Source organism: Streptomyces hokutonensis, from assembly GCF_000376565.1.
Classification (GTDB): Bacteria; Actinomycetota; Actinomycetes; order Streptomycetales; family Streptomycetaceae; genus Streptomyces; species Streptomyces hokutonensis.
In genome coordinates, this window is sequence record NZ_BARG01000050.1 from 32322 (window position 1) to 57027 (window position 24706).

Genomic DNA, 24706 nt, shown 5'->3' on the forward strand with positions numbered 1-24706 from the left:
GCCGGGGAGCGCACGGGCCGCAGGCGCACCGTTCCCGTCGATCGGCTCGCGTGGGCCTCCGGGTGCGGGCAGGATGCTGCCCGTAGCCACCTTTCGCCCGTTCTCGGAGGCCTGAATGACCGGTAGCACGCCCGCGCCCTTCACCTCCGCCGACTACCGGGCCCGTATGGACCGCGCCGCGCGGGCCGCCGCCGATGCCGGGCTCGCGGGGCTGCTGGTCGCTCCGGGACCGGACCTGGTGTGGCTCACCGGCTACGCGCCCACCGCGATCACCGAACGGCTCACCGTCCTCGTCCTGGCCCCCGGACGCTCCCCGGTCCTCGTCGTCCCCACCCTGGAGGCCCCCGACGCCGCCAAGGCACCGGGCGCCGACGCCCTCACCCTGCGCGACTGGACCGACGGCAAGGACCCCTACGCGGCCACCGCGGCGCTGCTCGACGCGACAGGCCGCTTCGGCATCAGCGACAACGCCTGGGCGATGCACCTGCTGGCACTCCAGAAGACGCTGCCCGACACCACCTACGCCTCCCTCACCGACGCGCTGCCGATGCTGCGGGCCGTGAAGGACGCGGCCGAACTGCGGCTCATGGCAGCCGCCGGAGCGGCTGCCGACGCGGCGTACGAGGAGATCCGCAAGGTTCCCTTCGCCGGCCGCCGCGAGTCCGACGTCGGCGCCGATCTGGCCGATCTGCTACGGCAGTTCGGGCACTCCCAGGTCGACTTCACCATCGTCGCCTCGGGCCCCAACGGAGCCAACCCGCACCACGAGGTGGGCGACCGTGTCATCCAGCGGGGCGACATGATCGTCCTCGACTTCGGCGGCCTCAAGGACGGCTACGGCTCCGACACCTCGCGCACGGTCCACGTCGGCGAACCCGACGGCGAGGAACAGCGTGTCCACGACCTCGTCCGCGAGGCCCAGGAGGCCGGTTTCCGCGCGGTGCGCCCCGGAGTCGCCTGCCAGGAGGTCGACCGGGCCGCCCGCGCGGTCATCGACGACGCCGGGTACGGCCCCTACTTCATCCACCGCACCGGCCACGGCATCGGCGTCACCACGCACGAACCGCCGTACATGATCGAGGGCGAGGAACAGCCCCTCGTGCCCGGGATGTGCTTCTCCGTGGAGCCCGGCATCTATCTGCCCGGCCGCTTCGGGGTACGCATCGAGGACATCGTCACGGTGACCGAGGACGGCGGTCGACGGCTCAACAACACGGCCCGCGAGATGGCCCTGGTGGACTGACGACGACCAGGAGCCCCGACACCCCGAACGGCGACGGCGCGACCATGACCCAGGCACCGACACCCACCGCGGACACCGTCCGACAACTGGTCCGTTCCCTGCTCAAGGACAGTGCGGCCGACAGCACGGGCCCCGAGGTCCGGCCCGTCGCCGAGGGCGGTGAGCACTCCACCTGGTGGGTCGGCACCCGCCATGTGCTGCGCCTAGCTCCGAACCGCGAGGCCACCCTGCGGCAGCGCCGCGAACTGCGCCTGCGCGACCTCGTCCGGCCGTACCTGCCCGTCGCCGTTCCGGCGAGCGTGGCGCACGGCGAGTGGGCGCCCGGGCTCACCTACACGCTGGACACCAAGGTGCCCGGCCGGTCCGGCGAGGACCAGGACGTCTCCGCGGTCGGCGAGGCCGATCTCGCGGGGCTGCTCTCCGGGCTGCGGGAGGTGCCCGTCCGGCAGGCCGAGGCCCTCGGTGTCCCGCGTACCGCCCCGCGCTCCCTGGAGGCCCTGCGCCGTGCCGCCGAGCAGGCGGCCGAACGGCTGGCCGCCGCCGACGAGTTCGACGCCGCCCGCCTCCACCAGCTCACCCAGCCCGGCGCGGTCCAGCTCGCCGCGCAGTCCGCCACGGCGGTCCTCGTCCACCACGACCTCAAGGGCGAGCACCTCGTGGTGAGCGCCGACGGCCGGGTGCGCGGCGTCCTGGACTGGACCGACGCGGCCCTCGGCGACCCCGCCGAGGACATCGCCGGGCTCGCGCTGGCCGTCGGCGCCCCCGCGGCCGTACGCGCCGCCACGCTCGCCGGCTACGGCGCCCGCCCCTGCCTGCGCGGCCTGTGGCTCGCCCGCTGCGACACGGTCGTCCGCCTCGCGGCGCAGCTCGATGGCCGCGACACCGGACCCCTTCCCCTCCTCAGGGCCCAACTGCGCCACACCTGGGAGGCGATTCTGCTGGAACGGGTGACGGAACTGCGGGACGGGGACGGGGAGCTGTAGCGCGCAAACGTCTACGCAAGCGTATGCGTAAACGCTTGCGCAAGCCTTTGCGCAAGCGCTTACGCCTGCACCAGCACCACGCACGACTCCCCGGGCACCCGAAGCAACCCGTCCACCCCCGGCACCTCCACCGGCTCCCAGGCCGCCAGGATCTCCGCCGGGCGGGTGCCCAGGGGGATCGCGGCCGGTTCCTTGCCGAGGTTCACGGCGACGCGTACGTCGCCGCGTCGGAGGGCGAGCCAGCGGGCGTCCTCGTCGTAGGCCACCTTGGTGTCGCTCAGGTCGGGGTCGGTGAGGTCGGGCTGCTCGTGCCGGAGGGCGATGAGGCGGCGGTACCAGGCCAGCACGCGCGTGTGGGGATCGCGCTCCGGTTCCGACCAGTCCAGGCAGGAGCGGTCGCGGGTCGCCGGGTCCTGCGGGTCGGGTACGTCCTCCTCGGCCCAGCCGTGTGCCGCGAACTCCCGCCGCCTGCCCCGCCGTACGGCGTCCGCGAGGTCCGGGTCGGTGTGGTCGGTGAAGAACTGCCAGGGTGTGCCGGCCGCCCATTCCTCGCCCATGAACAGCATCGGTGTGAAGGGACCGGTGAGCGTCAGCGCCGCGGCGCAGGCCAGCAGGCCGGGGGAGAGGGTCGCCGAAAGGCGGTCCCCCTGGGCGCGGTTGCCGATCTGGTCGTGGGTCTGGCTGTAGCCGAGCAGCCGGTGGGCGGCCACGCGCGCGCGGTCCAGGGGGCGGCCGTGGTGCCGGTTGCGGAAGCTCGAATAGGTGCCGTCGTGGAAGAAGCCGCCCGTGAGCGTCTTGGCGACCGCCGAGAGCGGGGCCCGGGCGAAGTCCCCGTAGTAGCCCTGCGATTCACCGGTCAGCGCGGTGTGCAGAGAGTGGTGGAAGTCGTCGTTCCACTGCGCGTGCAGCCCGAGACCGCCCTCCGCGCGGGGGGTGACCACGCGTGGGTCGTTCAGGTCGGACTCGGCGACCAGGAAGAGCGGCCGGCCCGTCTCGGCGGCCAACGCGTCGACGGCGGCGGACAGTTCCTCCAGGAAGTGGCACGCGCGCGTGTCCTGCAGCGCGTGCACCGCGTCCAGCCGCAGCCCGTCGATCCGGTAGTCCCGCAGCCACGCCAGCGCGCTCCCCAGGAGGAAGGCACGCACCTCGTCGGAGCCGGGCGCGTCCAGGTTCACGGCGCTGCCCCACGGGGTCTGGTGCGTGTCCGTGAAGTACGGGCCGAACGCGGGCAGGTAATTCCCGGACGGGCCGAGGTGGTTGTGCACCACGTCGAGCACGACGCCCAGACCGAGCTCGTGGGCCCGGTCGACGAAGCGCTTCAGCCCCTCGGGGCCGCCGTAGGGCTCGTGCACGGCCCACAGGGAGACACCCTCGTAACCCCAGCCGTGCCGGCCGGGGAACGGGCACAGGGGCATCAACTCGACGTGGGTGACGCCCAGTTCGGCGAGATGACCGAGCCGGTCGGCCGCCGCGTCCAGGGTGCCCTCGGGCGTGTACGTGCCGACGTGCAGCTCGTAGAGCACAGCGCCCGGCAGCGGGCGCCCCGGCCACGCGGCGGTGCGCCACGCGTACCGCTCGTGCTCGACGACGGCGCTCAGGCCGTCCGGGCCGTCCGGCTGGCGGCGCGAGCGCGGGTCGGGCAGCGGCGGGCCGTCGTCGACCGCGAACCCGTACCGCGTGCCGTCGCCCGCCTCCGCCTCGCCGCTCCACCACCCCACGCGCTCGGGATCGCGTTCCAACGCGCGCGTGGCGCCCTCGTAATGGAGCGTCACACGGTCTGCCTCTGGTGCCCACACCTCGAACTGCACGGACGGTTCCCCTTCGTCTGCTCACCGGGATGTAGCCCGTCCATCGTGCTTCAAACGAGATCAATCCGCTTTTGAATCCATCCCTTTGGCGCAGGTGTCGTCATCTTCGCGCGCGTGCGGGCCGTTTCCGCGTCTTCTGGACACCCGGGGTTCACTGCCCGACAATCACGAGCGTGACGTCGTCCTTCGAGTTCCACACGTACCCCGCGCGGCTGTCCGACGCGGAGCGCGACAAGGCGCTCAAGGTTCTCCATGACGGCGTCGCCATGGGACGGCTCTCGCACGACACGTTCATCCGGCGCATGGAGCTGGCGCTCGCCGCCCGCCGGTCCGAGGAACTCGTGGCGCTCACCGCCGACCTGCCCACCGAAAGCCGCCTCTCGCGCGCCCTGTTCGGCACCGTGGAGGCCGTCTCCGGGTTCACGGTACGGCTGCGCAGGGCCTGGCAGGCCGAGCGGCTCCCCAAGCTGCTGCTGCCCCACCCGGGCAACGGACACCCGCTGCGCATCGGCCGCGACCCCGCCAACGGGCTGCGGCTGACCCACGAGACGGTGTCCCGGGTGCACGCCGAACTCAGCCGCCAGGGCGGCATGTGGGTGCTGCGCGACCTCGGTTCGACCAACGGCACCACGGTCAACGGCCGTCGGGTGATCGGCGCGGCCGTCGTCCGCGAGGGCGATCAGATCGGCTTCGGACGGATGGCGTTCCGGCTCGCCGTGAACTGAGCCGGACCGACTTCGGACCCGGCCCGAACTCAGCCCCACCTCACCTCTGGCCTGGGCTTTACCCGATGTGGCGATCTTGGGTGTGCGTGAAATCCCTTTGCGTACGGCGGTGTTGACGTACCCCCCGGGTCGTGACTGACTGTGCGTACACCATGCACATCAGGTGAACCGACGGCACCACTTTCGTGGAGGTGTGCCCTGCCACCACTCCTCCGCTACCCGTCCGTCGACGAGCTGGGGGCCCAGGCCGCCGCGCTCGTCGCCCGCCGCCCCCGGGACGCCCGGCTGCGCCGTGTCGGGACCTCCCGCGCCGGTACGCCCCTGTGGCTGCTCTCCGTGGGCCACGGCAGCCGCCACGCCCTCGTGGTCGCCGGACCGCACGCCAACGAGCCCGTGGGCGGCGCGACGGTGCTGCGCCTGGCCGAACGGGTCCTCGCCGACCCCCGGTTGAGCGAGGGCGCCGACGCCACCTGGAACCTGCTGCTGTCCCTCGACCCCGACGGCTCGCGCCGCAACGAGGGCTGGCTGCCCGGCCCCTACAGCCTCGGCCGGTACTTCCGGAACTTCTTCCGGCCCGGCTTCCTGGAACAGCCCGAGTGGCTGCCGGACGGCGCGGCCGGGGCCCGACTCCCGGAAACCCGCGCCCTGTTGGAGGTCCAGGACGAACTGCGGCCCTTCCTCCAGTGCTCCCTGCACGGCGTCGACGTGGGCGGCGGCTTCGTCGAGCTGACCCGCGACCTCCCCGGCCTCGCCCAGCGCGTCGCGCACACCGCGGCCCGCCTCGGCATCCCGCGCGAACTCGGGCCGTACGACACCCTGTACTGGCCCAGCATCGGCCCCGCCGTCTACCGCATCCCGCCCCCGCGCCGGGGTGATCTGGCCGCCGCCATCACCGAGGCCGCCGTCGAGTCGACCTGGTTCCACCCGCACCGGCACGGCACCGTCACCGCGGTCGTCGAGGCGCCGATGTGGGGCGTGGCCGGCGTCGAGGACGGCAGCCCGCCCGCCGACGCGGACGCGGTCCTGCGCACCGTGAGTCACACCCTGCGCCACGACACCCGCATCCTGGAGCAACTCCTCGCGCGGATACGGCCGTTCGTGCAGGGCGCGGCGGGCGCCACGGAGCCGGGGACGCTCTCCCGCAACGGCGGGCCGCTGTCGGCCGCCCGGCCGGGAGCCGGCGCGGTGGGACCGCCGGCCGGGAACACGGCCGACAGCCGTCCCCGCCACGACGTCGGCCGACCCGCTCCCGTGCCGACGGCCACCCCCGGAGTGCTGCCCCGAACCCTTCTCGTGCCCGACGCCGCGCGGCTGCTCGCGCCGGTCGACGACTACTTACTGGTGTGCCCGGGGCTCGCCGACGCGTGGGACCCCGATGTCGACACCAGCGCCGCGCGCCCGCTGCCGCCGCTCAACACCGCGCATCTCGCGGCTCTGCGCATCGCGGGCCGGCGTCTCGCGCTGCGTACGGCCGGGCTGCTGTACCAGCTCGTCGTCGCCTCCGGGAGCGATCCGGCCGGTGTGCTGCCGGAGCTGGACCGGCTCATCGACGAGTGGTGCGCCGACTACCGGGACGGCTTCGGGGCGCGCTGGATCTCCGTCGCACGCCAGGTCGAGTACCAGTCGCGCGTGGTGCTCAGCGCGTTCGAACTGGCCAGGCGGCACACGCCCGTACGCTCCCGTACGGGTGAGCCGGGCTGGGGTACCGAGGCGACGGTGCCGATGCATCTGGAATGACGTACACCTCCCGAACGACCACCCTCCGGGGTGCCCTCCTGGCAGTGGCCCTGCTCCTCGCCGCCGGCCAGGCACCCGCCCAGGCGGCGCCCCGGCACGGCCTCCAGGGCGACTGGCTCTACCTCACCGTCACCCGCGGCGACAGCCGGTCCAGTGACACACGCGGAACCCTGCTCCTGTGCGACCCGCCCCAGGGCCACGCCCGCGCGGCCGAGGCCTGCGCCGAACTGGCCGCGGCGGGCGGGGACATCGACGCCATCCCGGCCGCCGGCGTGTTCTGCCCGATGGTCTACGCCCCGGTCACCGCCCACGCGCGCGGGGAGTGGAAGGGCCGTCAGGTCGACTACACGAGGACCTTCTCGAACCGGTGCGTCCTGGCGGCGCGGACGGGAGACGTCTTCGCGCTGGACGGCTGAGCGGCGCGGGCGGGGTCAGGCCGAACGTCGGGCACGCGCGTGTGGGGCCTCGCCGATCTCCCCCGCCTGCTCGCGCGCGTACAGCGCCGCCGCCACGACTGTGCGGGACTGGTGCTCCACCTGGTGCTCCAACGGCACCCAGCGGGCGCGGAAGCGCTCCGCGAAGGCGTCGCTCCAGGACGCGACGAGATGCTCCAGGAGGGGCGCCGCGCGGTCGTCGGTCTCCCGCAGCACCCGCAGCAGCATCGCCGCCGCCCGTAACGGCAGCCGCCGCCCGAACGCGTCCACACTGCCGACGTACGCCATCGTGGTGTCGGCCGGCGAGGTGTGCGTCCAGTCCGCGGCCAGGCCGGGCACCAGCTCCAGCGCCCACTTGGCGGCCCGCAGCAGCGGTCCGTCGACGCCCTGGAGCCGCGGCAGCGCCTCGGCGAGCACCCGCTCCACCTCCCGCCCGTCCCGGACCAGCCGGCGCGCCAGGCGCCGTAACGCCGCCGCCGGGGCGGGATGCGGTGCCGGGTCGTCCACCAGGTCGCTGGCCCACATCGGGACCTCCACGACCGCGGTCAGGCCGCCGTAGCGGTGCGCGTGGTACCAGGTGCTGTGCCGGGCGTCGTCCGGCATGCTCGGGTAGGCCGCGTCCGAACCGGGCGCCGGCATCACATGCACCCCGGGCCCCGAGGCGGGCCATCCGGCCGCGTCCGAGGCGCCCGTCTCCACCGGGATGTGCAGCTCCGCCGCCGACTTGGCGAACGGTTCGGCGAGCCCCGGGATGTCCTTCGTCAGCTGCACCCAGCTGCCGCCCAGATCGGTGCCGTGCAGGGTCACCTGGAGATAGGGCCGCAGTTCGTCGATCACCCGGGTCAAGGCCCGTGTCTCCGGGGGCAGTCGATCGGGCGGCAGTACGGAGGGCGACCACTCGGGCTGCTCCGGGCCCGCCGGGCGGAAGAAGCCGAGGTGGTAGTCGAACAGGCTGCGCGGCGCCGGTGTGACGTGCAGGCTCGCCCCGTCCGGGTCCGCGCAGAGCAGGAAGTGCCAGGAGGTGTCCGACCTCAACTCCCTTTCGCGGACCACGCGTTCGGCGAGCGCGAGGAGTGTGGAGCCGCCGGTCGGCTCGTTGGCGTGGGCGCCGGCGACCACCAGGACGGCGCGCCGGGCGTGCCCCACGGACAGCAGATGAAGTGGTCTGCCCGCGCGGGAGACACCTACTTGGCGCAGGTTGCAGAGGGCCGGCCGGTGAGCGGCCAACGCCCTGGCCGCCGAGACCAGTTCGGCCACACTGGGGTATCGCAACTCCGGCAGGAGACTCACCCCCGACTACTCCGCCCCGGCTTCGCAACCGCAGTACTTCATGGCCTCTGTGAACTGTCAAGAAGACCGCGGGGGAGGCTCCAGGGGGCGCCCAGGGGCATTTACCGGCAGCCGGTAGGCGCGTTGGTGCCAGCAGGGGGCCGGGGATTTCCAGGGGGCTTCCCGGGCGCCCGCGCTCACCCCCGGTGACGTCGTCGTCCTGCACACGCGCGTGCCCCCGCACCACGGACACCGCCCTCCCGGCCCGCCACCGCACGCCCGCCGCCCGACCCGCGCCCCGGGTCCGTACGCGGGCGCGAGCCGGTGGCCGGGGACCTGCCGCACGCCGTACGGCACGAGCGCGGCCGCCTCACTCGACCGGCCGTACGGGAGCTGCGGTCCGCGCGGTGCGGTGGTCGGCTGGGGGCAGCCGCGTGCGCGCAGGACGCGGACGACCGGCCGCACGCCTCCTGGACGGCGTGGGGCGCAGCTGCGACCACGGGAGCGGACGGCGGTGCTGTGTCTCACGGACGTGACCGTCCCCCGGACCGCGGGCGCCCCGCCCCGCCCACCGGGACCGCCGAGCCTCCGGACGGCCGTACAGGACCCGTACCGGCTCTACCGCACCCTCCGCACGCACTATCCGCTCGTGTACGACGAGCCGTTCGGAGCCTGGCTCCTCAGCCGCTACGACGATGTCCGCGCGGCCCTCGCCGACCCGCGGCTCGTCGCCGTGCCCGGTGACGGGCACCCGGCCGCACCCGAGGCGGGACGGCTCCTGGAACGGGCTCTGCACGGGCCCGCGCTGGCCGCTCTGACCGCAGCCGTCGAGCGCAGCGCCCACGTCCTCGCCCGCCGCCTCGCCGCGCGCGAGGACGCCGACCTGGTGGCCGAGTTCTGCGACTGGCTGCCCACCGCCACGGCCGTGGCCGCGCTCGGGCTGCCGTACGAGGAGACCGCGCGGGTGCACCGCTGGTGCCGCACGGGGCTCCGCCGCTCCGAACTGGGCGCGTTTCTGCGCCCGTTGACGGCCCGGCGCCGCGCCCACCCGGGCGGTGACCTGTTGTCCGTGCTGTGCACCGCGCGGAGTGACGGCGGACCGCTCTCGGACGACACCGTCACCGGGCTGGTGGGCACGCTGCTCGGCGCGGCCGGCGAGAGCACCGCGCGGGCGCTCGCGTCGTTCCTCGCCAACCTCCTCGACCATCCACGGCAGTTGGACGTGCTGCGCGCCCGCCCCGACCTCACGCCGGGTGCCTGGGCGGAGTCCCTGCGCCGTGATCCGCCGCTGCACATCGTGCTGCGCCGGGCCGCCGCGCCCGTCGGCCCGATACCCGCCGGAGCCACCGTCGCCTGTCTGCTCGGCGCCGCGGGCCGCGACCCGGAACGCTTCACCGACCCGGACCGCTACGACGCCTTCCGCACCGACCCCGGACCGCTCGCCCACGGCACCGGTCCCGAAGCCCTGCTGGCCCGTCTCACGGCCGAACACGGACTGCGGGCCCTCCTGACCGCCCTGCCGGGCCTGCGCCGCGCACCGGGCGCCCCGCACGTGCCCGACGACCTGGTCCGCCGCTCGCCCCGGACCCTCCGGGTGCGGACCTAGTCCGAGATCTCCAGCAGCACGACCGGCGACAGCTCGAAAAGCTCCGCCACGCGTGCGTGCCCCGTGAACCGCCGCTCCGGAGCGAGCACATCGGCCCACCGGCCCGGCGGCAGCGGGAGCACCGTGTCGCGCCAGCCGCCCGCCTCCGCGAGGCGCGACGACAGCCGGGTCACGGCCGTGACCGCGGCCCCCGAGCGGGCGAACGCCACACAGTGCGCCGCCGCCGGGCCCTGAGCCGCCAGCGGGGCGTACGTCGCCGCGTCGCCGAAGGCCTCGGGACGCCGCGCCCGCAGCCGCAGCGCGGCGGCCGTCACCGCGCCCTTGGCACCCGGCTCCGGGGGCGGGAACGGCACGGGCCGCCGGTTGTCGGGGTCGACCAGGGCCAGGTACTCGGCCTCGGTGCCCTGATACAGGTCCGGCACGCCCGGCATCGTCAGCTGGAGCAGCGCGGCGCCCAGCACGTTCGCCCGGATGTGCGGCTCCAGAGCCTCCCGGAACGCGGCCACGCGCTCACCGGGCGGCCCGCACGGGCCCGCCGCGACGAACGCCGCCACCGCCTCCTCGTACGACGGCTGCTGCTCGGTCCAGCTCGTGTGCAGACCCGCCTCCCGCACATGCTTCAACAGGGCCCCCTGGACCCGCTCCGCGTCCGCCGGACCCAGCCCGAACACGGTCTGCCAGGCCGCCCACGCCAGTTGTGCGTCCGGCACACCGTCACCGGTACGGGTCACCTCGGTCAGCACGTCCGCCCAGCCCTGCGGCACCTCGGTGAGCACGACCAGCGCGGCCCGTACGTCGGCGCTGCGCTTGGTGTCGTGGGTCGACAGCACGGTGCCCGCCACGGGCCAGTCGCGCTGCACACGCGCGCAGTACGCGTGGAAGTCCTCCGGGGACACCGCCGGGCTGCCCGGGTCGCCGCCCACCTCGGTCGCCGAGAGCAGCGGCACATAGCGGTAGAAGGCCGTGTCCTCCACGGACTTGGCCCGCAGCGCGGACGCCGTCTGCGCGAACCGGACCCGGAACTCGACCTCCTCGGGCCCGTCCCCGTACCGCCCCAGCAGCAGCTCCCGTACGACGTCGACGGCGCCCGCCTCCTCCGCGACGGCGAACGCCTGCCGGGCCTCGGCGGCGGCCTCCTCGGTGACGACGGCCGCGGTGTCGCCCGAGGTGTAGGGCCGGTAGACCTCCATGCGCACCATGAGCTCCACCAGCGCGGTCCGCAGCGCCCAGGGGGCCCGGTCGCGCAACGCGGGCTCCGGGGCCGCGCCGCACAGCCGGCTCGCGACCCGGGTCAGCCGGTCCATCTCGGCGTTCAGCTCGTGCGTGAGCACCTTGTACGCGGCCCGTCGCACCGTCGCCTCCCAGTGCCCGCCGCGGTCGGGCTGCGGGGCCGCGAACCTCCGGTACTGGCCCAGGAGTTCCCCGGCCCCCGCCGGGTCCGTGAACAGCCCGTCGACGTGCCTGAGGGCGTCGTAGCCGGTGGTGCCCGCGACGGGCCAGGACGCCGGCAGTTGCTCCCCGTCCGCGAGGATCTTCTCGACGACCGTCCAGCGGCCCCCGGTCGCCTCGTGCAGCCGCCGGAGGTAGTCGTCGGGGTCGGCGAGGCCGTCCGGGTGGTCGACGCGCAGCCCGTCCACGACACCCTCGCGCAGCAGCTGAAGGATCTTGCCGTGCGTGGCGTCGAAGACCTCCGGGTCCTCCACGCGCACCCCGATCAGCTCCGAAATGCTGAAGAAGCGCCGGTAGTTGAGCTCGGTGCGGGCCAGCCGCCACCACCCGAGGCGGTACCACTGCGCGTCCAGGAGCCGCGGCAACGGCAGCTCCCCGGTGCCCGCACGCAGCGGGAACACATGGTCGTAGTAGCGCAGCACGTCACCGTCGACCTCCAGGTGATCGATCTCCGAGCCGACCGGTCCGCCCAGCACCGGCAGCAGCATTCGCCCGCCCTGGGCCTCCCAGTCGATGTCGAACCACCGCGCGTACGGCGACTTGGGGCCCTCCCGGAGCACCTCCCACAGGGCGTGGTTGTGGCGCGGGGCCATGGCCATGTGGTTCGGCACGATGTCCATGACCAGACCGAGACCGTGCTCCCGCGCGGTACGCGCGAGGGCCCGCAGACCGTCCTCGCCGCCGAGTTCGTCCCGCACGCGCGCGTGGTCGACGACGTCGTAGCCGTGCGTCGAGCCCGGGACGGACTCGAGGACGGGGGAGAGGTGCAGGTGCGAGACGCCGAGCGACGCCAGGTACGGCACGGCCGCCGCGGCCGCCGCGAACGGGAACTCGGGCTGCAGCTGCAGCCGGTAGGTGGCCGTGGGCACTGCCGGGTCGGGTCGTTCAGGTGTCATGCAGACCTGTGTACCCGCCCGGCCGCCCTTCGTGTCATCGACCCCGGCATCCGGTCCACGGACCGGGCGCCCTCCTAGGTGGGCCGTTGCAGCACCGTCATGCTGCGGTCCAGCAGGGTCAGCCGGTCCCCGGCCTTCACCTTCGCGCCCGTGCCCGCCGGCACGCCCTCAGGGCGGCCGGTGTCCACGATCACCTCCCACTGGCGGCCGTGATTGACCGGCACCACGAAGTCGAGCGTCTTGGGCGAGGCGTTGAACATCATCAGGAAGGAGTCGTCGGCGATGCGCTCCCCGCGCTGTCCGGGCTCCGAGATGGCGTTGCCGTTCAGGAACACCGACAGCGCGGACGCCTGCGCCGAGTCCCAGTCCCGCTGGGCCATCTCCTTGCCCTCAGGGGTGAACCATGCGATGTCCGACAGCTCGTCGTGGGTGCCCTCCACGGGCCGCCCGTGGAAGAAGCGCCGGCGCCGGAACACGGGATGCTCCTTGCGCAGCCACACCAACGCGCGCGTGAAGGCCAGCAACGGGGACGGCTCGGCGTCCTCCTCGGGCCAGTTCACCCAGGCCAGCTCGCTGTCCTGGCAGTAGGCGTTGTTGTTGCCCCTCTGGGTGCGCGCGAACTCATCCCCGTGGCTGACCATCGGCACACCCTGGGACAGCATCAGCGTCGCGACGAAGTTGCGCATCTGGCGGGCGCGCAGCTCCAGGACGGCCGGGTCGTCGGTCTCGCCCTCGGCACCGCAGTTCCAGGACCGGTTGTGGCTCTCGCCGTCGCGGTTGTCCTCGCCGTTGGCCTGGTTGCGCTTGTCGTTGTACGACACCAGGTCGTTGAGCGTGAACCCGTCGTGGCAGGTCACGAAGTTGATGGAGGCCAGGGGGCGACGGCCGTCGTCCTGGTAGAGGTCGGAGGAGCCGGTGAGCCGGGACGCGAACTCCGCGAGCGCCCGTCCCTCGCCCCGCCACAGGTCCCGCACGGTGTCGCGGTACTTGCCGTTCCACTCGGTCCACAGCGGCGGGAAGTTGCCCACCTGGTAGCCGCCCTCGCCGACGTCCCAGGGCTCCGCGATCAGCTTCACCTGGGAGACCACCGGGTCCTGCTGGACGAGGTCGAAGAACGACGACAGCCGGTCCACTTCGTGGAACTGCCGTGCCAGGGTGGCCGCGAGGTCGAAGCGGAAGCCGTCGACATGCATCTCGGTGACCCAGTAGCGCAGCGAGTCCATGATCAGCTGGAGCACGTGCGGGGACCGCATGAGCAGCGAGTTGCCCGTCCCCGTGGTGTCCATGTAGTAGCGGGGGTCGTCCGCGAGCCGGTAGTAGGACGGGTTGTCGAGGCCCCTGAAGGACAGCGTCGGGCCCAGGTGGTTGCCCTCGGCGGTGTGGTTGTAGACGACGTCCAGGATGACCTCGATACCGGCCTCGTGCAGCGCCCGTACCGCCGACTTGAACTCCAGGACCTGCTGGCCGCGGTCGCCCCAGGAGGCGTACGCGTTGTGCGGGGCGAAGAAACCGATCGTGTTGTAGCCCCAGTAGTTGTTCAGCCCCATGTCGACCAGCCGGTGGTCGTTCACGAACTGGTGCACCGGCATCAGCTCCAGGGCGGTCACCCCGAGCTCCACCAGGTGCTCGATCACCGCCGGGTGCGCGAGCGCCGCGTACGTGCCGCGCAGCTCGTCCGGCAGCCCCGGGTGGAGCATGGTCAGGCCCTTGACGTGGGCCTCGTAGAGCACCGTCTCGTGGTAGCCGCGCCGGGGCCGCCGGTCGTCGCCCCAGTCGAAGTACGGGTTGACCACGACCGACGACATCGTGTGCGGGGCCGAGTCCAGGTCGTTGCGCTTGTCGGGGGCGTCGAAGTGGTAGCCGTACACCTCCTCGCCCCAGGCGATCGATCCGCTGACCGCCTTCGCGTACGGGTCGAGCAGCAGCTTCGCGGAGTTGCACCGCTGGCCGCGCTCGGGGGCGTACGGGCCGTGCGCGCGGAAGCCGTAGCGCTGTCCGGGCATGACGCCCGGCACGTACGCGTGCCGCACGAACGCGTCGCTCTCCCGCAGTTCCACCGCCGTCTCCGAGCCGTCGTCGTGCAGCAGACACAGCTCTACTCGGTCCGCGGCCTCGGTGAAGACCGCGAAGTTGGTGCCGGCGCCGTCGTACGTGGCACCGAGTGGATACGCCTCTCCAGGCCAGACCTGCATGGTCACGACTCTTTCAGCCGGGCCCCGCCACCGGGGCGCCTTGCCCCTGAGTCTCCCCGAAAGTGAGGGAACCACCTATGACTTACATCCCTCTTACCAAATGACCAGTGCATACGACGTATGCCGTATGCGGAACCAAGTGGGACAGACACCACTCCCAGAGGTCCGGGGATGGACCCAGGGGGAGTAGGGGGAGATGTGCGAAGGACAGTGCACCGCCACCTGGGCAAAGTGGTGGCGGGTACGGCCATAGCGGTCGCCGGGACCGCCGTAATGGTCGCCGTCACCCTGCCGGGCACGGCGGGGGCCGACGAGTCCGGGGGGACCGGAAAGGCCGCAGGGTCCGCCCAACAGGCGGCGGACGGGCTGGGTGCGGCACCCGGTGTGGTCCAACAGGCTCCGGCCGAGGGCGAGAAGGGCAAAGGCCGCGACCCGCTCACCGACGACGAGACCAAGCGGGTCGAACAGCTCGCGGTGAACCAGCAGTTCCTCAACTCCAGTGAGAACGTGGACGGAAAGCGCGGACCGCAGCGCCTCGACGTCGAACTCGCCGACCCGAACCCCGACGAGCTGGACAACCCGAACGCGCCGCGCCGCGCGGACGTGACGTTCTACGACTACAAGGACGACACGGTCGTCACCAAGACGGTCAACCTGGACACCGGCAAGGTCGAACAGACCGGCACCCAACACGGGGTTCAGCCGCCGGCGAGCCACGCCGAGGACGTCGAGGCGGCCGAACTGCTCCTCGCGGACCCCCTCGGCGCGGGCCTGAAGGCCGACTACAAGGACGCCACCGGCAACGAACTCACCTCACCGGACCAGCTGTTGCTGACCGCCATGATCTACAAGGCCACTCCGGGACGGCAGTCCGGCGTCCTCGACCAGTGCGGCACGCACCGCTGCGTGCGGCTGTTCCCGAAGGTCAAGAACGGGCCGTGGATCGACGCCCGTGACTTCGTCATCGACCTGAGCGCCCGCAAGGTCGGCAAGCTCACCGGCTGAGCCGATCGCGCCGTCCGCACCGACCCGCGTGGATCGCGCCCTTCTTCGTTCACTGTCCCAACTTGCTTCTCCTGTAAGGGAGTCACTTCTTCATGCGCGTCAACAGAATCAGCCGTGCCCGCAGTCGGGGGGCCGTGGCCCTCACGGTGGCCGCCCTGGCCGCCGGAGCCACCGCGGGCGCGGGCCCGGCCGTCGCCCAGCCGAAGGCGGCCCCGAGCGCCGCCGCACCCGGCTGCAGCGCCGCCTACACCATCGAGCAGAAGCTCTCCACCGGCACCACCTGGCGGATGTGCTGGCACTACGAGCGCGAGGCCGGTCTCGTCCTGGAGAACATCTCCTACCAGCCGCCCGGCGAGGCCGCCCCCATCAAGGTGCTCGCCGACGCGAAGCTCGCCCAGATCCATGTCCCGTACGACGACGGCAAGAACGAGTACAGCGACCTCACGCAGTACGGCTTCGGCACCGGCCTGATGAACATGCAGCCCGGCGAGTGTCCCGGCGGCACCATCAAGACCGTCAAGGTCCCCGACGCCATCGACCCGGACCACCCGAACGTCAAGGGCCTCTGTACGACGACCCGTTCGCGCGGCCACGCCTTCCGCATGCAGGGCGACAGCGCCAACAAGGTCTTCCAGACCCAGGGCAAGGACTTCCTCGTCTACACGGTCAACCAGGTCGGCTGGTACGAGTACATCACCGAGTGGCGCTTCCAGGACGACGGCACCATCAACATGAACGTCGGTGCCACCGGTAGCCTTTCGCCCTACGACTACGACGCGGGCGACGGCCGCGGCTGGCCGCTCGGCAAGGGCGCCACGGCGTACGCGACGAGCCACCAGCACGATGTCTTCTGGAAGTTGGACTTCGCCCTCGACGGCTCCTCCAAGGGCCGCGTCGAGCAGTACGACTCCGCGGTCACCACGCACGGCGCCAACACCCCCACGAACAAGACCACGTTGACCAAGGTCACCAAGGAACTCGCGGGCGACGCCAAGAACATGCGCTGGTGGCGCATCGTCAGCGCGACCGGCAAGAACAAGGACAACCACGCCCGGTCCTACGAGATAGTCCCCGGCCCCACCACCAAGTACCCGGGCCGCAGCTTCACCCAGCACGACGTGTACTTCACCCAGTACAACAAGTGCGAGCAGTTCGCCAGCGACAACCTGCCCAACTGCGGTGCGGGGCACCCGAAGCAGGTCGACAAGTGGGTCAACGGCCAGACCCTCACCCAGCCCGTGGTCTGGGTGAACGTCGGCTTCCACCACATCGCCCGCGACGAGGACCAGCAGCCGATGCCGGTCCACTGGCAGGGATTCTCGATCGCCCCGCGCGACGTCACCGCTATGAATCCGCTCACTCCCGCCGCCCTCGCCGACCAGAACGGCAATGTGAACGGCGGAAGTTGAGAAACGACCCTGTCCATCCGGCTGCACCGCCGACCGGTCCCGGAGTACCCTTCCTTGATCGTTGAGACTGGGGAGAGCTCGGGGGAGCGGAAGGCGGTGCACGGGTGGGCTCGGGAGGGCTGGAGTTGCCCCCTGGTGACGAGAGTCACGAGGGGAACTCCGCAGAAGTCCCGCCCGGCGCGGTGTCCCTGGCACGTCCGATGGACGCGGCTGGTTCCATTGGGCCGGAGTTGGACTGGGACGCCGACGCCTGGCGCGAGGTGCGTACGCGCGCCCAGCGAGCCGGCCGCGCCTACATCTGGCTGAACCTGGTCGAACAGCGGCTGCGGGCCGTCGTAGCGGCCGTCCTGCGTCCCATCTACGAACCCGTCCACGGCGACGAATGGGTCGTCGCCGCGGCCGGTCCGGCCGGCCAGGAGTGGGTGCAGCGCGCGGTCGCCGTCCGCGAAGTCAGCCGCCGCAAGGGCTACTTGCTCGACCCGGCCGACGACAACGTCCTCAGCTTCCTGACCCTGCCGCAGCTGCGCGAGCTGATGGTGCAGCACTGGCCGTGCTTCGAGCCGTACTTCGACGAGCGCCGCGACGTCGAACTCGCCCTGGACGAACTGGAGGTGACCCGCAATGTCGTCTCCCGCAACCGTGCCCTGTCCGAGGCCGTCCTCAACCAGGCCGAGCGGGCCTCCGCGAAACTCCTGGAGACCCTCGGCGCCGGCAGCGACGTGCCCTCGGCCCGACGGCTTCCCGTCGACGCGGTCGAGGAGCTGATCGGCGACCGCTTCGCCGACGTGGTCGCCGTCCACCCCGACCGGGTGCGGCTGATGCGCCAGTTCCCGGCCGAGGACATCTTCGGCGGAGCCCGCCGCGTCGACGCCATCGGCATCGGCCTCAACCTCCTCGTACAGAACTTCTCCGGCCGGCGGCTGGTCCGCCTCGCCGAGTCGGGCTGCCGGGTACGGCTGCTGTTCCTCAACCCGGCCTCCAGCGCGGTGAAGCGGCGCGAGCGTGAACTCGGCATAAAACGGGGCGAGTTGAGCCGCGCCGTCGAGATGAACATCCTGCACATGCGCCGGGTGCGCTCCCGGCTGCGCGACCCGGCGGCCTTCGAGATCCAGGTCTTCGACGAGACGCCCCGCTTCACGGCGTACCTCGTCGACGGCGACGGCACGGACGGCATAGCCGTCGTGCAGTCCTATCTGCGCCGCAGCCGAGGCATGGAGGCGCCGGTGCTGGTACTGCGAAACGGAAGCCGACTCGTCAAGTCGGACGAAATGGACGACATCGGTCTTTTCCCCACCTATCGCGATGAGTTCGAGCAGATGTGGGCTGATTCGCGACCGGTGTCCTGACCTGTCCGAGGCCGGTCCGGCGGTAAGCGGAACGCGGTCCTCGGATTGTCAGTGGCTCATGCGAAGGTGGAGACCACTGGGGGAAAGCACCACCGAGAAGGGGGGCCGTCATGGCCTGGCACCAGGAGCTGCTCATCGGCTTCGACCTGGAGACGACCGGCACGGAGCCGCGCGAGGCGCGCATCGTCACCGGCGCGGTCATAGAGGTCAGGGGCGGACGGCCGGCGGGCCGTCGCGAGTGGCTGGCGGATCCCGGCGTGGAGATCCCGGCCGACGCCGTCGCCGTGCACGGCATCACGAACGAACGCGCCACCGCCGAGGGCCGCCCGGCCGACGAGGTCGCCGACGCGATCGCGGACGTCCTCACGACCTACTGGAAGACCGGCGTCCCCGTCGTCGCCTACAACGCGGCCTTCGACCTCACCCTGCTCTCCGCCGAGCTGCGCCGGCACGGACTCCCGTCCCTGCGCGACCGCCTGGGCGGCATCGACCCCGCCCCGGTCATCGACCCGTACACGATCGACCGCTCCGTCGACCGCTACCGCCGCGGCAAGCGCAATCTCGAAGCGGTCTGCCAGGAGTACGGCGTGGTCCTCGACACCGCCCACGACGCCTCGGCCGACGCTCTCGCCGCCGCGCGCCTCGCCGGCGCGATAGCCGACCGCCATCCCAAGGTCGCCGCCCTCGGCCCCGCCGAACTGCACCGCCGCCAGATCGAGTGGTACGCGGAGTGGGCCGCCGACTTCCAGAGCTTCCTCCGCCGCAAGGGCGAACAGGACGCGGTGATCGACGGCACGTGGCCGCTGCGGGAGTTGGAAGACGAGACGGTCTGAATCCGGGGCGCCTTTATGGGGCGCAAGGGGCAAGCGCCCCAAAGGGGCGCGGGGAACTGCGCGACCAGCCACATCGGACCGTCAGTCGCCCGAATACCGATGACCCTCGTTCAATAGGCGCTCAGAACGGATACCACCGCACCGTCTCGTCCCCGTCCCGCAAAGATCCCACCCGACGCTCGAACTCGGTCAACGCCTCAGGGTTGCTCGGCGCATGCTGCGCAACCCAGGCACAGCTGGCCGTCTCCCGAGCACCACGCAGCACCGAACAGCCCGCCCACTCCCGCACATCCCACCCGTACGCCTCGGTGAACTCCTCATAAGCCGCCGCAGGCACCCCGTAGCGGTCACGGGACAGAGCCATCACCACCAGATCGTGCTCACGCAGATCCGCGGAGAAGGTCTCGAGATCGACCAGCACCGGCCCGTCCGGACCGACGTGCACATTGCGGGGCAGCGCGTCGCCATGGATCGGCCCCGGCGGCAGATGGGGAGCCAGCGCGGCGGCGGCAGCCGCAAAACCGTCGCGTCGCTCACGCAGATACGCCGCGTCCGCCGGATCGATCGCGTCACCCGCGAGCCGCAGCCAGCGCTCCACCCCACCCAGCAGCTCGCGGGGCGGGAGTTCGAAGGGAGGAGAGGGAAGGGCGTGGACGAGGCGTAGCAGTTCGGCCAAATCCCGGGGCTCGGCCGGGCATACGGAATCGGACAGCCGGTGCCACACGGTCACCGGATGTCCCTCGACGAGGCGCGCCTTCGGGTCGGCGGCCCGCACCGCCGGCACGCCCGCCTCGGCCAGCCACACCGCGATGTCCAGCTCGCGCCGGGCGCGGTCGAGGAGTTCGGCGTCGCGGCCCACCTTGACGACCAGGTCACCGGCGGCGAACACCGCGTTCTCGCCGAGGGCGAGGAGCCGCGCGTCCCGCTCCGGGCCGGACAGTACGTCCGCCGCGGCCAGTACGTCCCGGGCCCGAGCCTCGTCCATCGTCCGCCTCCGTGTCGTCCCTGTGCGTGTGCGTACGGCGTCGGGTTCCCGCCATCCGACGGCCAGTGTCGCATTCGCACAGGTGGGACGGCATGCGAGGTGCCTTGACGAGGCACACGGCGTTCACGACCATGACGGGGCCCGACCGGGCCGTGCAAAGGGGCTGATTCCATGACATCGGTGACGGGGGTATCGGCGACGGAGATGCGGAGGCCGCCGAGCCGCGCGCCGGGCAGGGGCCGTCAGCGGCGCGCCTTCGACCGTGCGGCCTGGTTCCTGGTGTTACCCGCGCTGATCCCGATCCTCGTGCTCAGCGTCGGCCCCCTCCTCTACGGCGTCCTGCTGGCCTTCACCGACTCCCAGTCGGGCCGGACCGCGCCCACGCAGTGGATCGGCGCCCTCAACTTCCGCGACCTGCTGCACGACACGCTGTTCTGGGAGTCGTTCCGTATCGGGCTGGTGTGGGCGGTCGGAGTCACGGTCCCCCAGTTCCTGCTCGCCCTCGGTCTAGCCCTTCTCCTCAACCAGGACCTGCGGCTGAGATGGCTCGCCCGCGCGCTGGCGATCGTCCCGTGGGCGATGCCCGAGGTCGTCGTCGGCATCATGTGGCGGATCGTCTACAACCCGGACGCCGGCATCCTCAACGAGACCCTGCACGACCTCGGCCTCGGGAACGGCCGCGACTGGCTCAGCAGTCTGGGCACCGCGCTGCCCGCCGTGATCGTCGTAGGCGTCTGGGCGGGCATGCCCCAGACGACGGTCGCCCTGCTCGCCGGGTTGCAGAACACCCCGCGCGAACTCCACGAGGCGGCGGCCGTCGACGGCGCCGGAGCCTGGCGCCGCTTCCGCACGGTCACCTGGCCCGCCCTCAGACCGGTGGCGCTGTCGATCACGGCGCTCAACCTGATCTGGAACTTCAACTCGTTCGCCCTGGTCTACGTCCTGACCAGCGGCGGACCCGGCGGCCGCACCCGGCTGCCCATGCTCTTCGCCTACGAAGAGGCCTTCCGCTACGGCCAGTTCGGGTACGCGGCGGCGATGGGATGCGTGATGGTCGCGGTGATCTCGGTGCTCCTCGCCGTCTTCCTCGTAGGCCGACTTCGGGGAGGAGACGACGCATGAAGACCAGGACCAGCGGTACAACAGGCATGAGGACGAGCACCGGTGCCCGCGCCGGACAGTACGTCGCCCTGCTCGCGTATCTCGTCTTCCTCGCCTTCCCCTTCCTCTGGCTGATCTCCACCGCCTTCAAGTCCCCACGAGAGCTGGGCAGTCTGCACCCCACCTGGATTCCCCGGCACCCCACCCTCGCCAACTTCCGCCAGGCCTTCGACGAACAGCCGCTGCTGCACGCCGCGTTGAACTCCCTGCTCGCCGCGCTCGGGGCCGCGCTGATCGCGGTGGTGATCGCGACCCCGATGGCGTGGGTCATGGCCCGGCGCCGGACCCTGCTCGCGCGGGCCGCGACCGGGTGGGTGGTGGTCAGCCAGGCGTTCCCGTTCGTGCTGGTGATCATCCCGCTGTTCCTGGTGCTGAAGAACCTGCGGCTGATCGATTCCCTGGCCGGTCTGGTCATGGTCTACGTCGTGTGGTCGCTGCCGTTCGCGCTGTGGATGCTCGTCGGTTATGTGCGGGCGGTACCGGCCGAGTTGGAGGAGGCGGCGGCGGTCGACGGCGCCGGGAAGCTCCGCACTCTCGTATCGGTGACGGCACCGCTGCTCGCGCCCGGCATCGTGGCGACGGCGCTGTTCGCGTTCGTCACCGCGTGGAACGAGTTCTTCTTCGCGCTGGTCCTGCTCAAGACCCCGGAGCACCAGACCCTCCCGGTCGTCCTCACCCACTTCATCGGCGCGGAGGGCGTCGCCGACCTCGGCCCGCTGGCCGCCGCCGCGTTCCTCGCGACCCTCCCCTCCCTGCTCGTCTTCGCCCTGATCCAACGCCGGATCACGGGCGGCATGCTCACCGGGGCGGTGAAGAACTGATGCGATCCCGATGGCTCTTCGTCCTCGTCGTGGGCCTGCTCCTCGCCGGTTGCACGGGCGGCGGGGGAAACGGCTCCGGGAACGGCCGGATCACTCTCCGCTTCCAGTCCCTCGCCTGGCAGGAGGAGTCCGTCACCGCCAACAAGGAGTTGGTGAAGGAGTGGAACGCCACTCACCCGGACGTCAAGGTCGAGTACGTACAGGGCAGTTGGGACAGCGTCCACGACCAGCTGCTCACCTCCTTCGAGGGCGGTGAGGCGCCGGACATCATCCACGACGCCTCCGACGACCTCGCGGACTTCGCCTACGGCGGCTACCTCGCCGACCTCCGGGACCTGCTGCCCGCCCGCCTCAAGTCCGATATCCCGCAGCGCAGTTGGGAGACGGCGACCTTCGGGGACGGGATCTACGGCGTGCCGTTCCTCCAGGAACCGAGGGTGCTGATCGCCAACGCGACCTGGCTGAAGAAGGCGGGCGTACGCATCCCGACCCCCGAACACCCCTGGACCTGGCCGGAGTTCAGGACCATCACCCGACAGCTGAGCGGTGACGGCAAGTACGGCGTGGCCTGGCCCCTCAAGGAGCCCGTGTCCGCCACGCTCAACCTGTCCCTCTCGGCGGGCGGCGAGCTGTTCCACCGGAGCGCCGGCGGCAAGGTGACCGTCCGCTTCGACGCGGCCGACCAGGTCGTACCGCGCACGATCCACGACCAGGCGGACGTGGACCACAGCGCCTCGCCCACAACGCTCGGCAGCGGCGGCTCGGACACCCTGCCCGGGTTCTTCGGCGGCAAGTACGCGATGGTCCCGCTCGGCTTCTCGTACCGCCAGCAGATCGTGCAGCAGGCGCCGAAGGGCTTCGACTGGCAGGTGCTGCCCGCCCCGGCCGGCGCCGACGGCCTCACCCAGGGCGTCAGCCCCCAGACCCTGTCCATCGCCGAGGACAGCCCGCACAAGAAGGAGGCCGCCGAGTTCATCGACTTCCTGCTCCAGCCCAAGAACATGGTCCGCCTGGCCCTCGGCGACTGGATGCTCCCCACCGGCACGCAGGCACTCAAGGACCCCGCCCTGCACACCACCAAGGACGACTGGTCCACCGGAGCGGCACTCGCCGCCGACCTCGTCTCGGCGCCCGCACAGTCCGTACGCGGCTACCCGGAATGGAAGGACAAGGTGGCAACCCCGGCCTTCCAGGAGTACTACAGCGGCGCGATCACCCTGACCGGCCTACGCCAACGCCTGGAGAAGGACGGCAACTTGGTACTGGCGAGATACCAACGATGAGATGAGGCCTTAGGGGCGCGGGGCCGTGACATTCGCGGCTCCGCCGCGGGGCGCGACCAGCCCCCACCGACCAGCCCCCACCGACCAGCCCCCACCGACCAGCCCCCACCGACCAGCCCCCACCGACCAGCCCCCACCGAACAACCGCACCACCCTCCCCGGACGGCGCCTCCCAGCACGAAATCCCGTTGCCCCACTCCACCGACCCCACCTAGCGTGAGCGGCATGTCAGCCGCGAACGCGATCACTTACTCCGGTCTCGGCCGGAGCTGCACGTATGCGATCCGCATGCGCCGCGGCCCCGGTGCCCTGACCGGCCCGGGCGTCCACGCCCGCTGACACTTCTCCCTGTTCTTCCGGTCGGGGCCTTCGTCTGCCCGTATGCCCTTCACGGAAGACAAGGACCGCAGGCCATGGCCCGCCCCACGCACGTTTCCCGCGCGCTCTCGCAGAACTTCCTCGCCGACCGCGCCACCGCAGAGTTCGTCGCCCGCCTGGCCGTCCCTGACGGCCACCAGATTCCCCTCCTCCTCGAAGTAGGCGCGGGAAAAGGCGCGTTGACCGCGAGGCTCGCGCCCCACTGCCGAGAACTCCACGCCCACGAGATCGACCCCCGACTCGTACCGAAGCTCCGCACCCGCTTCTCCGCAACACCCCAAGTGCACGTCATCGCAGGCGACTTCATGGACACCCGCCCCCCACGCACCCCGTTCTCCGTCGCCGGAAACGTGCCGTTCTCCCGCACCGCCGACATCGTCGACTGGTGCCTGCGCGCCCCCGCCCTCACCGACGCCACCCTGCTCACCCAGCTGGAGTACGCCCGCAAACGCACCGGGGACTACGGGAGTTGGACCCTGCTGACGGTCCGCAGCTGGCCGCGTTACGACTGGCGGCTCGTCGGGCGGGTCGACCGGCGCCGGTTCAGCCCCGTGCCGCGCGTCGACGCCGGGATCGTGAGGATCGAGCGGCGCCGGACCCCACTCCTCGAACCCACCGAACTGCGCGGCTGGCGGCACCTGGTCGAACTGGGCTTCTCGGGAGTGGGAGGTTCGCTGCACGCCTCGCTGCGCCGGGCGCACCCGAGACGCCGCGTGGACGCCGCGTTCCGCGCGGCACGCCTCGACCCGCACGTTCTCGTCGGCGAGGTGTCGCCGGACCACTGGCTAAGGCTGCACGAGGAGTTGATGTCGTAGCGCCACCGCGCTCCGTATGATGCCGGGGTTCTGGCGCAGGCGTGACGCATGGCCTGGCCAGGGCCTCCGGGCTCGGGCCTGGCCATGTATCGCGAGGAGAGGGCAGTGGGTCGGATCAAGCGGATGTTCTTCGCACTCGATCGAGCCTTCGGCGGGCATCTGCCCCCGTCCGCGGCCCGCAAGCTCGCCGTTCGGCATCCGCTGCCCTGCGGCCTGGCCGTCGTCCTTGAGCGCAAGCGGATGATCCACTACGGCTTTCTGCCCCGCCCGGACCGCCCGGACCGCCCGGGCCGGCCCGACCCATCGACACCTACGAGCTGACCGACCA

General features: G+C 71.9%; 20 protein-coding genes. 15 read left to right on the plus strand and 5 right to left on the minus strand.

Features of this window, described 5'->3' with window-relative positions:
* Positions 1 to 115 precede the first annotated feature (115 nt).
* Entirely contained in the window at positions 116 to 1243 is a 1128-nt protein-coding gene (locus SSP08S_RS30530; RefSeq protein ID WP_019071452.1) for an aminopeptidase P family protein, read from the plus strand.
* A 44-nt stretch (positions 1244 to 1287) separates the two neighbouring features.
* Positions 1288 to 2226 carry a phosphotransferase family protein gene (locus tag SSP08S_RS30535; RefSeq protein ID WP_019071453.1) on the plus strand — a complete coding sequence of 313 codons (939 nt, stop codon included), beginning with the start codon at positions 1288 to 1290 and terminating at the stop codon, positions 2224 to 2226.
* Between the two features lie 59 nt (positions 2227 to 2285).
* Here the strand turns inward: SSP08S_RS30535 and treZ are convergent, their stop codons facing one another.
* Positions 2286 to 4034 (minus strand): malto-oligosyltrehalose trehalohydrolase, encoded by a 1749-nt coding sequence (gene treZ / locus SSP08S_RS30540; RefSeq protein WP_019071454.1) that lies wholly within the window; start codon positions 4032 to 4034, stop codon positions 2286 to 2288.
* Positions 4035 to 4207: 173 nt separating this feature from the next.
* On the opposite strand from treZ, the gene SSP08S_RS30545 reads away from it, so the two are divergent.
* From SSP08S_RS30545 to SSP08S_RS30555, 3 genes are all read left to right on the plus strand, one after another.
* A complete protein-coding gene (locus SSP08S_RS30545) occupies positions 4208 to 4759 on the plus strand; it encodes an FHA domain-containing protein (RefSeq protein WP_019071455.1) in 552 nt (183 codons plus the stop codon).
* 141 nt (positions 4760 to 4900) lie between these two features.
* On the plus strand, positions 4901 to 6496 hold the full coding sequence (locus SSP08S_RS30550) for a M14 family zinc carboxypeptidase (protein ID WP_245607984.1): 1596 nt from the start codon (positions 4901 to 4903) through the stop codon (positions 6494 to 6496).
* Entirely contained in the window at positions 6493 to 6912 is a 420-nt protein-coding gene (locus SSP08S_RS30555; protein ID WP_019071457.1) for an SSI family serine proteinase inhibitor, read from the plus strand. Before SSP08S_RS30550 ends, SSP08S_RS30555 begins: the two co-directional genes overlap by 4 nt.
* A 15-nt stretch (positions 6913 to 6927) precedes the next feature.
* On the opposite strand, the gene SSP08S_RS30560 is transcribed toward SSP08S_RS30555, so the two are convergent.
* Positions 6928 to 8220, minus strand: a complete 1293-nt coding sequence (locus SSP08S_RS30560; protein ID WP_051106012.1) for a M14 family zinc carboxypeptidase — start codon at positions 8218 to 8220, stop codon at positions 6928 to 6930.
* Positions 8221 to 8713: 493 nt separating this feature from the next.
* On the opposite strand from SSP08S_RS30560, the gene SSP08S_RS30565 reads away from it, so the two are divergent.
* Complete coding sequence (locus SSP08S_RS30565; RefSeq protein WP_019071459.1) at positions 8714 to 9805, plus strand: cytochrome P450; 1092 nt, start codon at positions 8714 to 8716, stop codon at positions 9803 to 9805.
* Here SSP08S_RS30565 and treY read toward each other — a convergent pair.
* On the minus strand, positions 9802 to 12150 hold the full coding sequence (treY, locus tag SSP08S_RS30570; protein WP_043259792.1) for a malto-oligosyltrehalose synthase: 2349 nt from the start codon (positions 12148 to 12150) through the stop codon (positions 9802 to 9804). The genes SSP08S_RS30565 and treY overlap by 4 nt on opposite strands.
* A gap of 74 nt (positions 12151 to 12224) precedes the next feature.
* The gene (glgX, locus tag SSP08S_RS30575) at positions 12225 to 14342 is read right to left on the minus strand and encodes a glycogen debranching protein GlgX (RefSeq protein ID WP_019071461.1); all 2118 of its coding nucleotides are present in this window, start codon (positions 14340 to 14342) and stop codon (positions 12225 to 12227) included.
* Positions 14343 to 14540: 198 nt separating this feature from the next.
* Here glgX and SSP08S_RS30580 point away from each other — a divergent pair, with 198 nt between their 5' ends.
* From SSP08S_RS30580 to SSP08S_RS30595, 4 genes are all read left to right on the plus strand, one after another.
* The gene (locus SSP08S_RS30580) at positions 14541 to 15347 is read left to right on the plus strand and encodes a hypothetical protein (protein ID WP_026178965.1); all 807 of its coding nucleotides are present in this window, start codon (positions 14541 to 14543) and stop codon (positions 15345 to 15347) included.
* Positions 15348 to 15439: 92 nt separating this feature from the next.
* Positions 15440 to 16756, plus strand: a complete 1317-nt coding sequence (locus SSP08S_RS30585; RefSeq protein WP_019071463.1) for a copper amine oxidase — start codon at positions 15440 to 15442, stop codon at positions 16754 to 16756.
* Between the two features lie 104 nt (positions 16757 to 16860).
* The gene (locus SSP08S_RS30590; RefSeq protein ID WP_026178966.1) at positions 16861 to 18102 is read left to right on the plus strand and encodes a DUF5919 domain-containing protein; all 1242 of its coding nucleotides are present in this window, start codon (positions 16861 to 16863) and stop codon (positions 18100 to 18102) included.
* Positions 18103 to 18212: 110 nt separating this feature from the next.
* A complete protein-coding gene (locus tag SSP08S_RS30595) occupies positions 18213 to 18935 on the plus strand; it encodes a 3'-5' exonuclease (RefSeq protein WP_019071465.1) in 723 nt (240 codons plus the stop codon).
* A 121-nt stretch (positions 18936 to 19056) separates the two neighbouring features.
* Here SSP08S_RS30595 and SSP08S_RS30600 read toward each other — a convergent pair whose 3' ends face one another.
* The gene (locus SSP08S_RS30600; protein WP_019071466.1) at positions 19057 to 19920 is read right to left on the minus strand and encodes a phosphotransferase enzyme family protein; all 864 of its coding nucleotides are present in this window, start codon (positions 19918 to 19920) and stop codon (positions 19057 to 19059) included.
* A 171-nt stretch (positions 19921 to 20091) separates the two neighbouring features.
* Here SSP08S_RS30600 and SSP08S_RS30605 point away from each other — a divergent pair, with 171 nt between their 5' ends.
* The 5 genes from SSP08S_RS30605 (at position 20092) to SSP08S_RS30625 (ending at position 24699) form a co-directional block, all read left to right on the plus strand.
* Positions 20092 to 21042: a carbohydrate ABC transporter permease gene (locus SSP08S_RS30605; protein WP_026178967.1), complete on the plus strand. Its 951-nt coding sequence runs from the start codon at positions 20092 to 20094 to the stop codon at positions 21040 to 21042.
* Between the two features lie 26 nt (positions 21043 to 21068).
* Positions 21069 to 21902, plus strand: coding sequence for a carbohydrate ABC transporter permease (locus SSP08S_RS30610; RefSeq protein ID WP_019071468.1), 834 nt, complete (start codon positions 21069 to 21071; stop codon positions 21900 to 21902).
* Positions 21902 to 23185 (plus strand): ABC transporter substrate-binding protein, encoded by a 1284-nt coding sequence (locus tag SSP08S_RS30615; protein WP_019071469.1) that lies wholly within the window; start codon positions 21902 to 21904, stop codon positions 23183 to 23185. Before SSP08S_RS30610 ends, SSP08S_RS30615 begins: the two co-directional genes overlap by 1 nt.
* A gap of 413 nt (positions 23186 to 23598) precedes the next feature.
* Positions 23599 to 24378 carry an ErmE/ErmH/ErmO/ErmR family 23S rRNA (adenine(2058)-N(6))-methyltransferase gene (erm, locus tag SSP08S_RS30620; RefSeq protein WP_019071470.1) on the plus strand — a complete coding sequence of 260 codons (780 nt, stop codon included), beginning with the start codon at positions 23599 to 23601 and terminating at the stop codon, positions 24376 to 24378.
* 105 nt (positions 24379 to 24483) lie between these two features.
* Complete coding sequence (locus SSP08S_RS30625) at positions 24484 to 24699, plus strand: hypothetical protein (RefSeq protein WP_019071471.1); 216 nt, start codon at positions 24484 to 24486, stop codon at positions 24697 to 24699.
* The last annotated feature ends 7 nt before the right edge of the window (positions 24700 to 24706 follow it).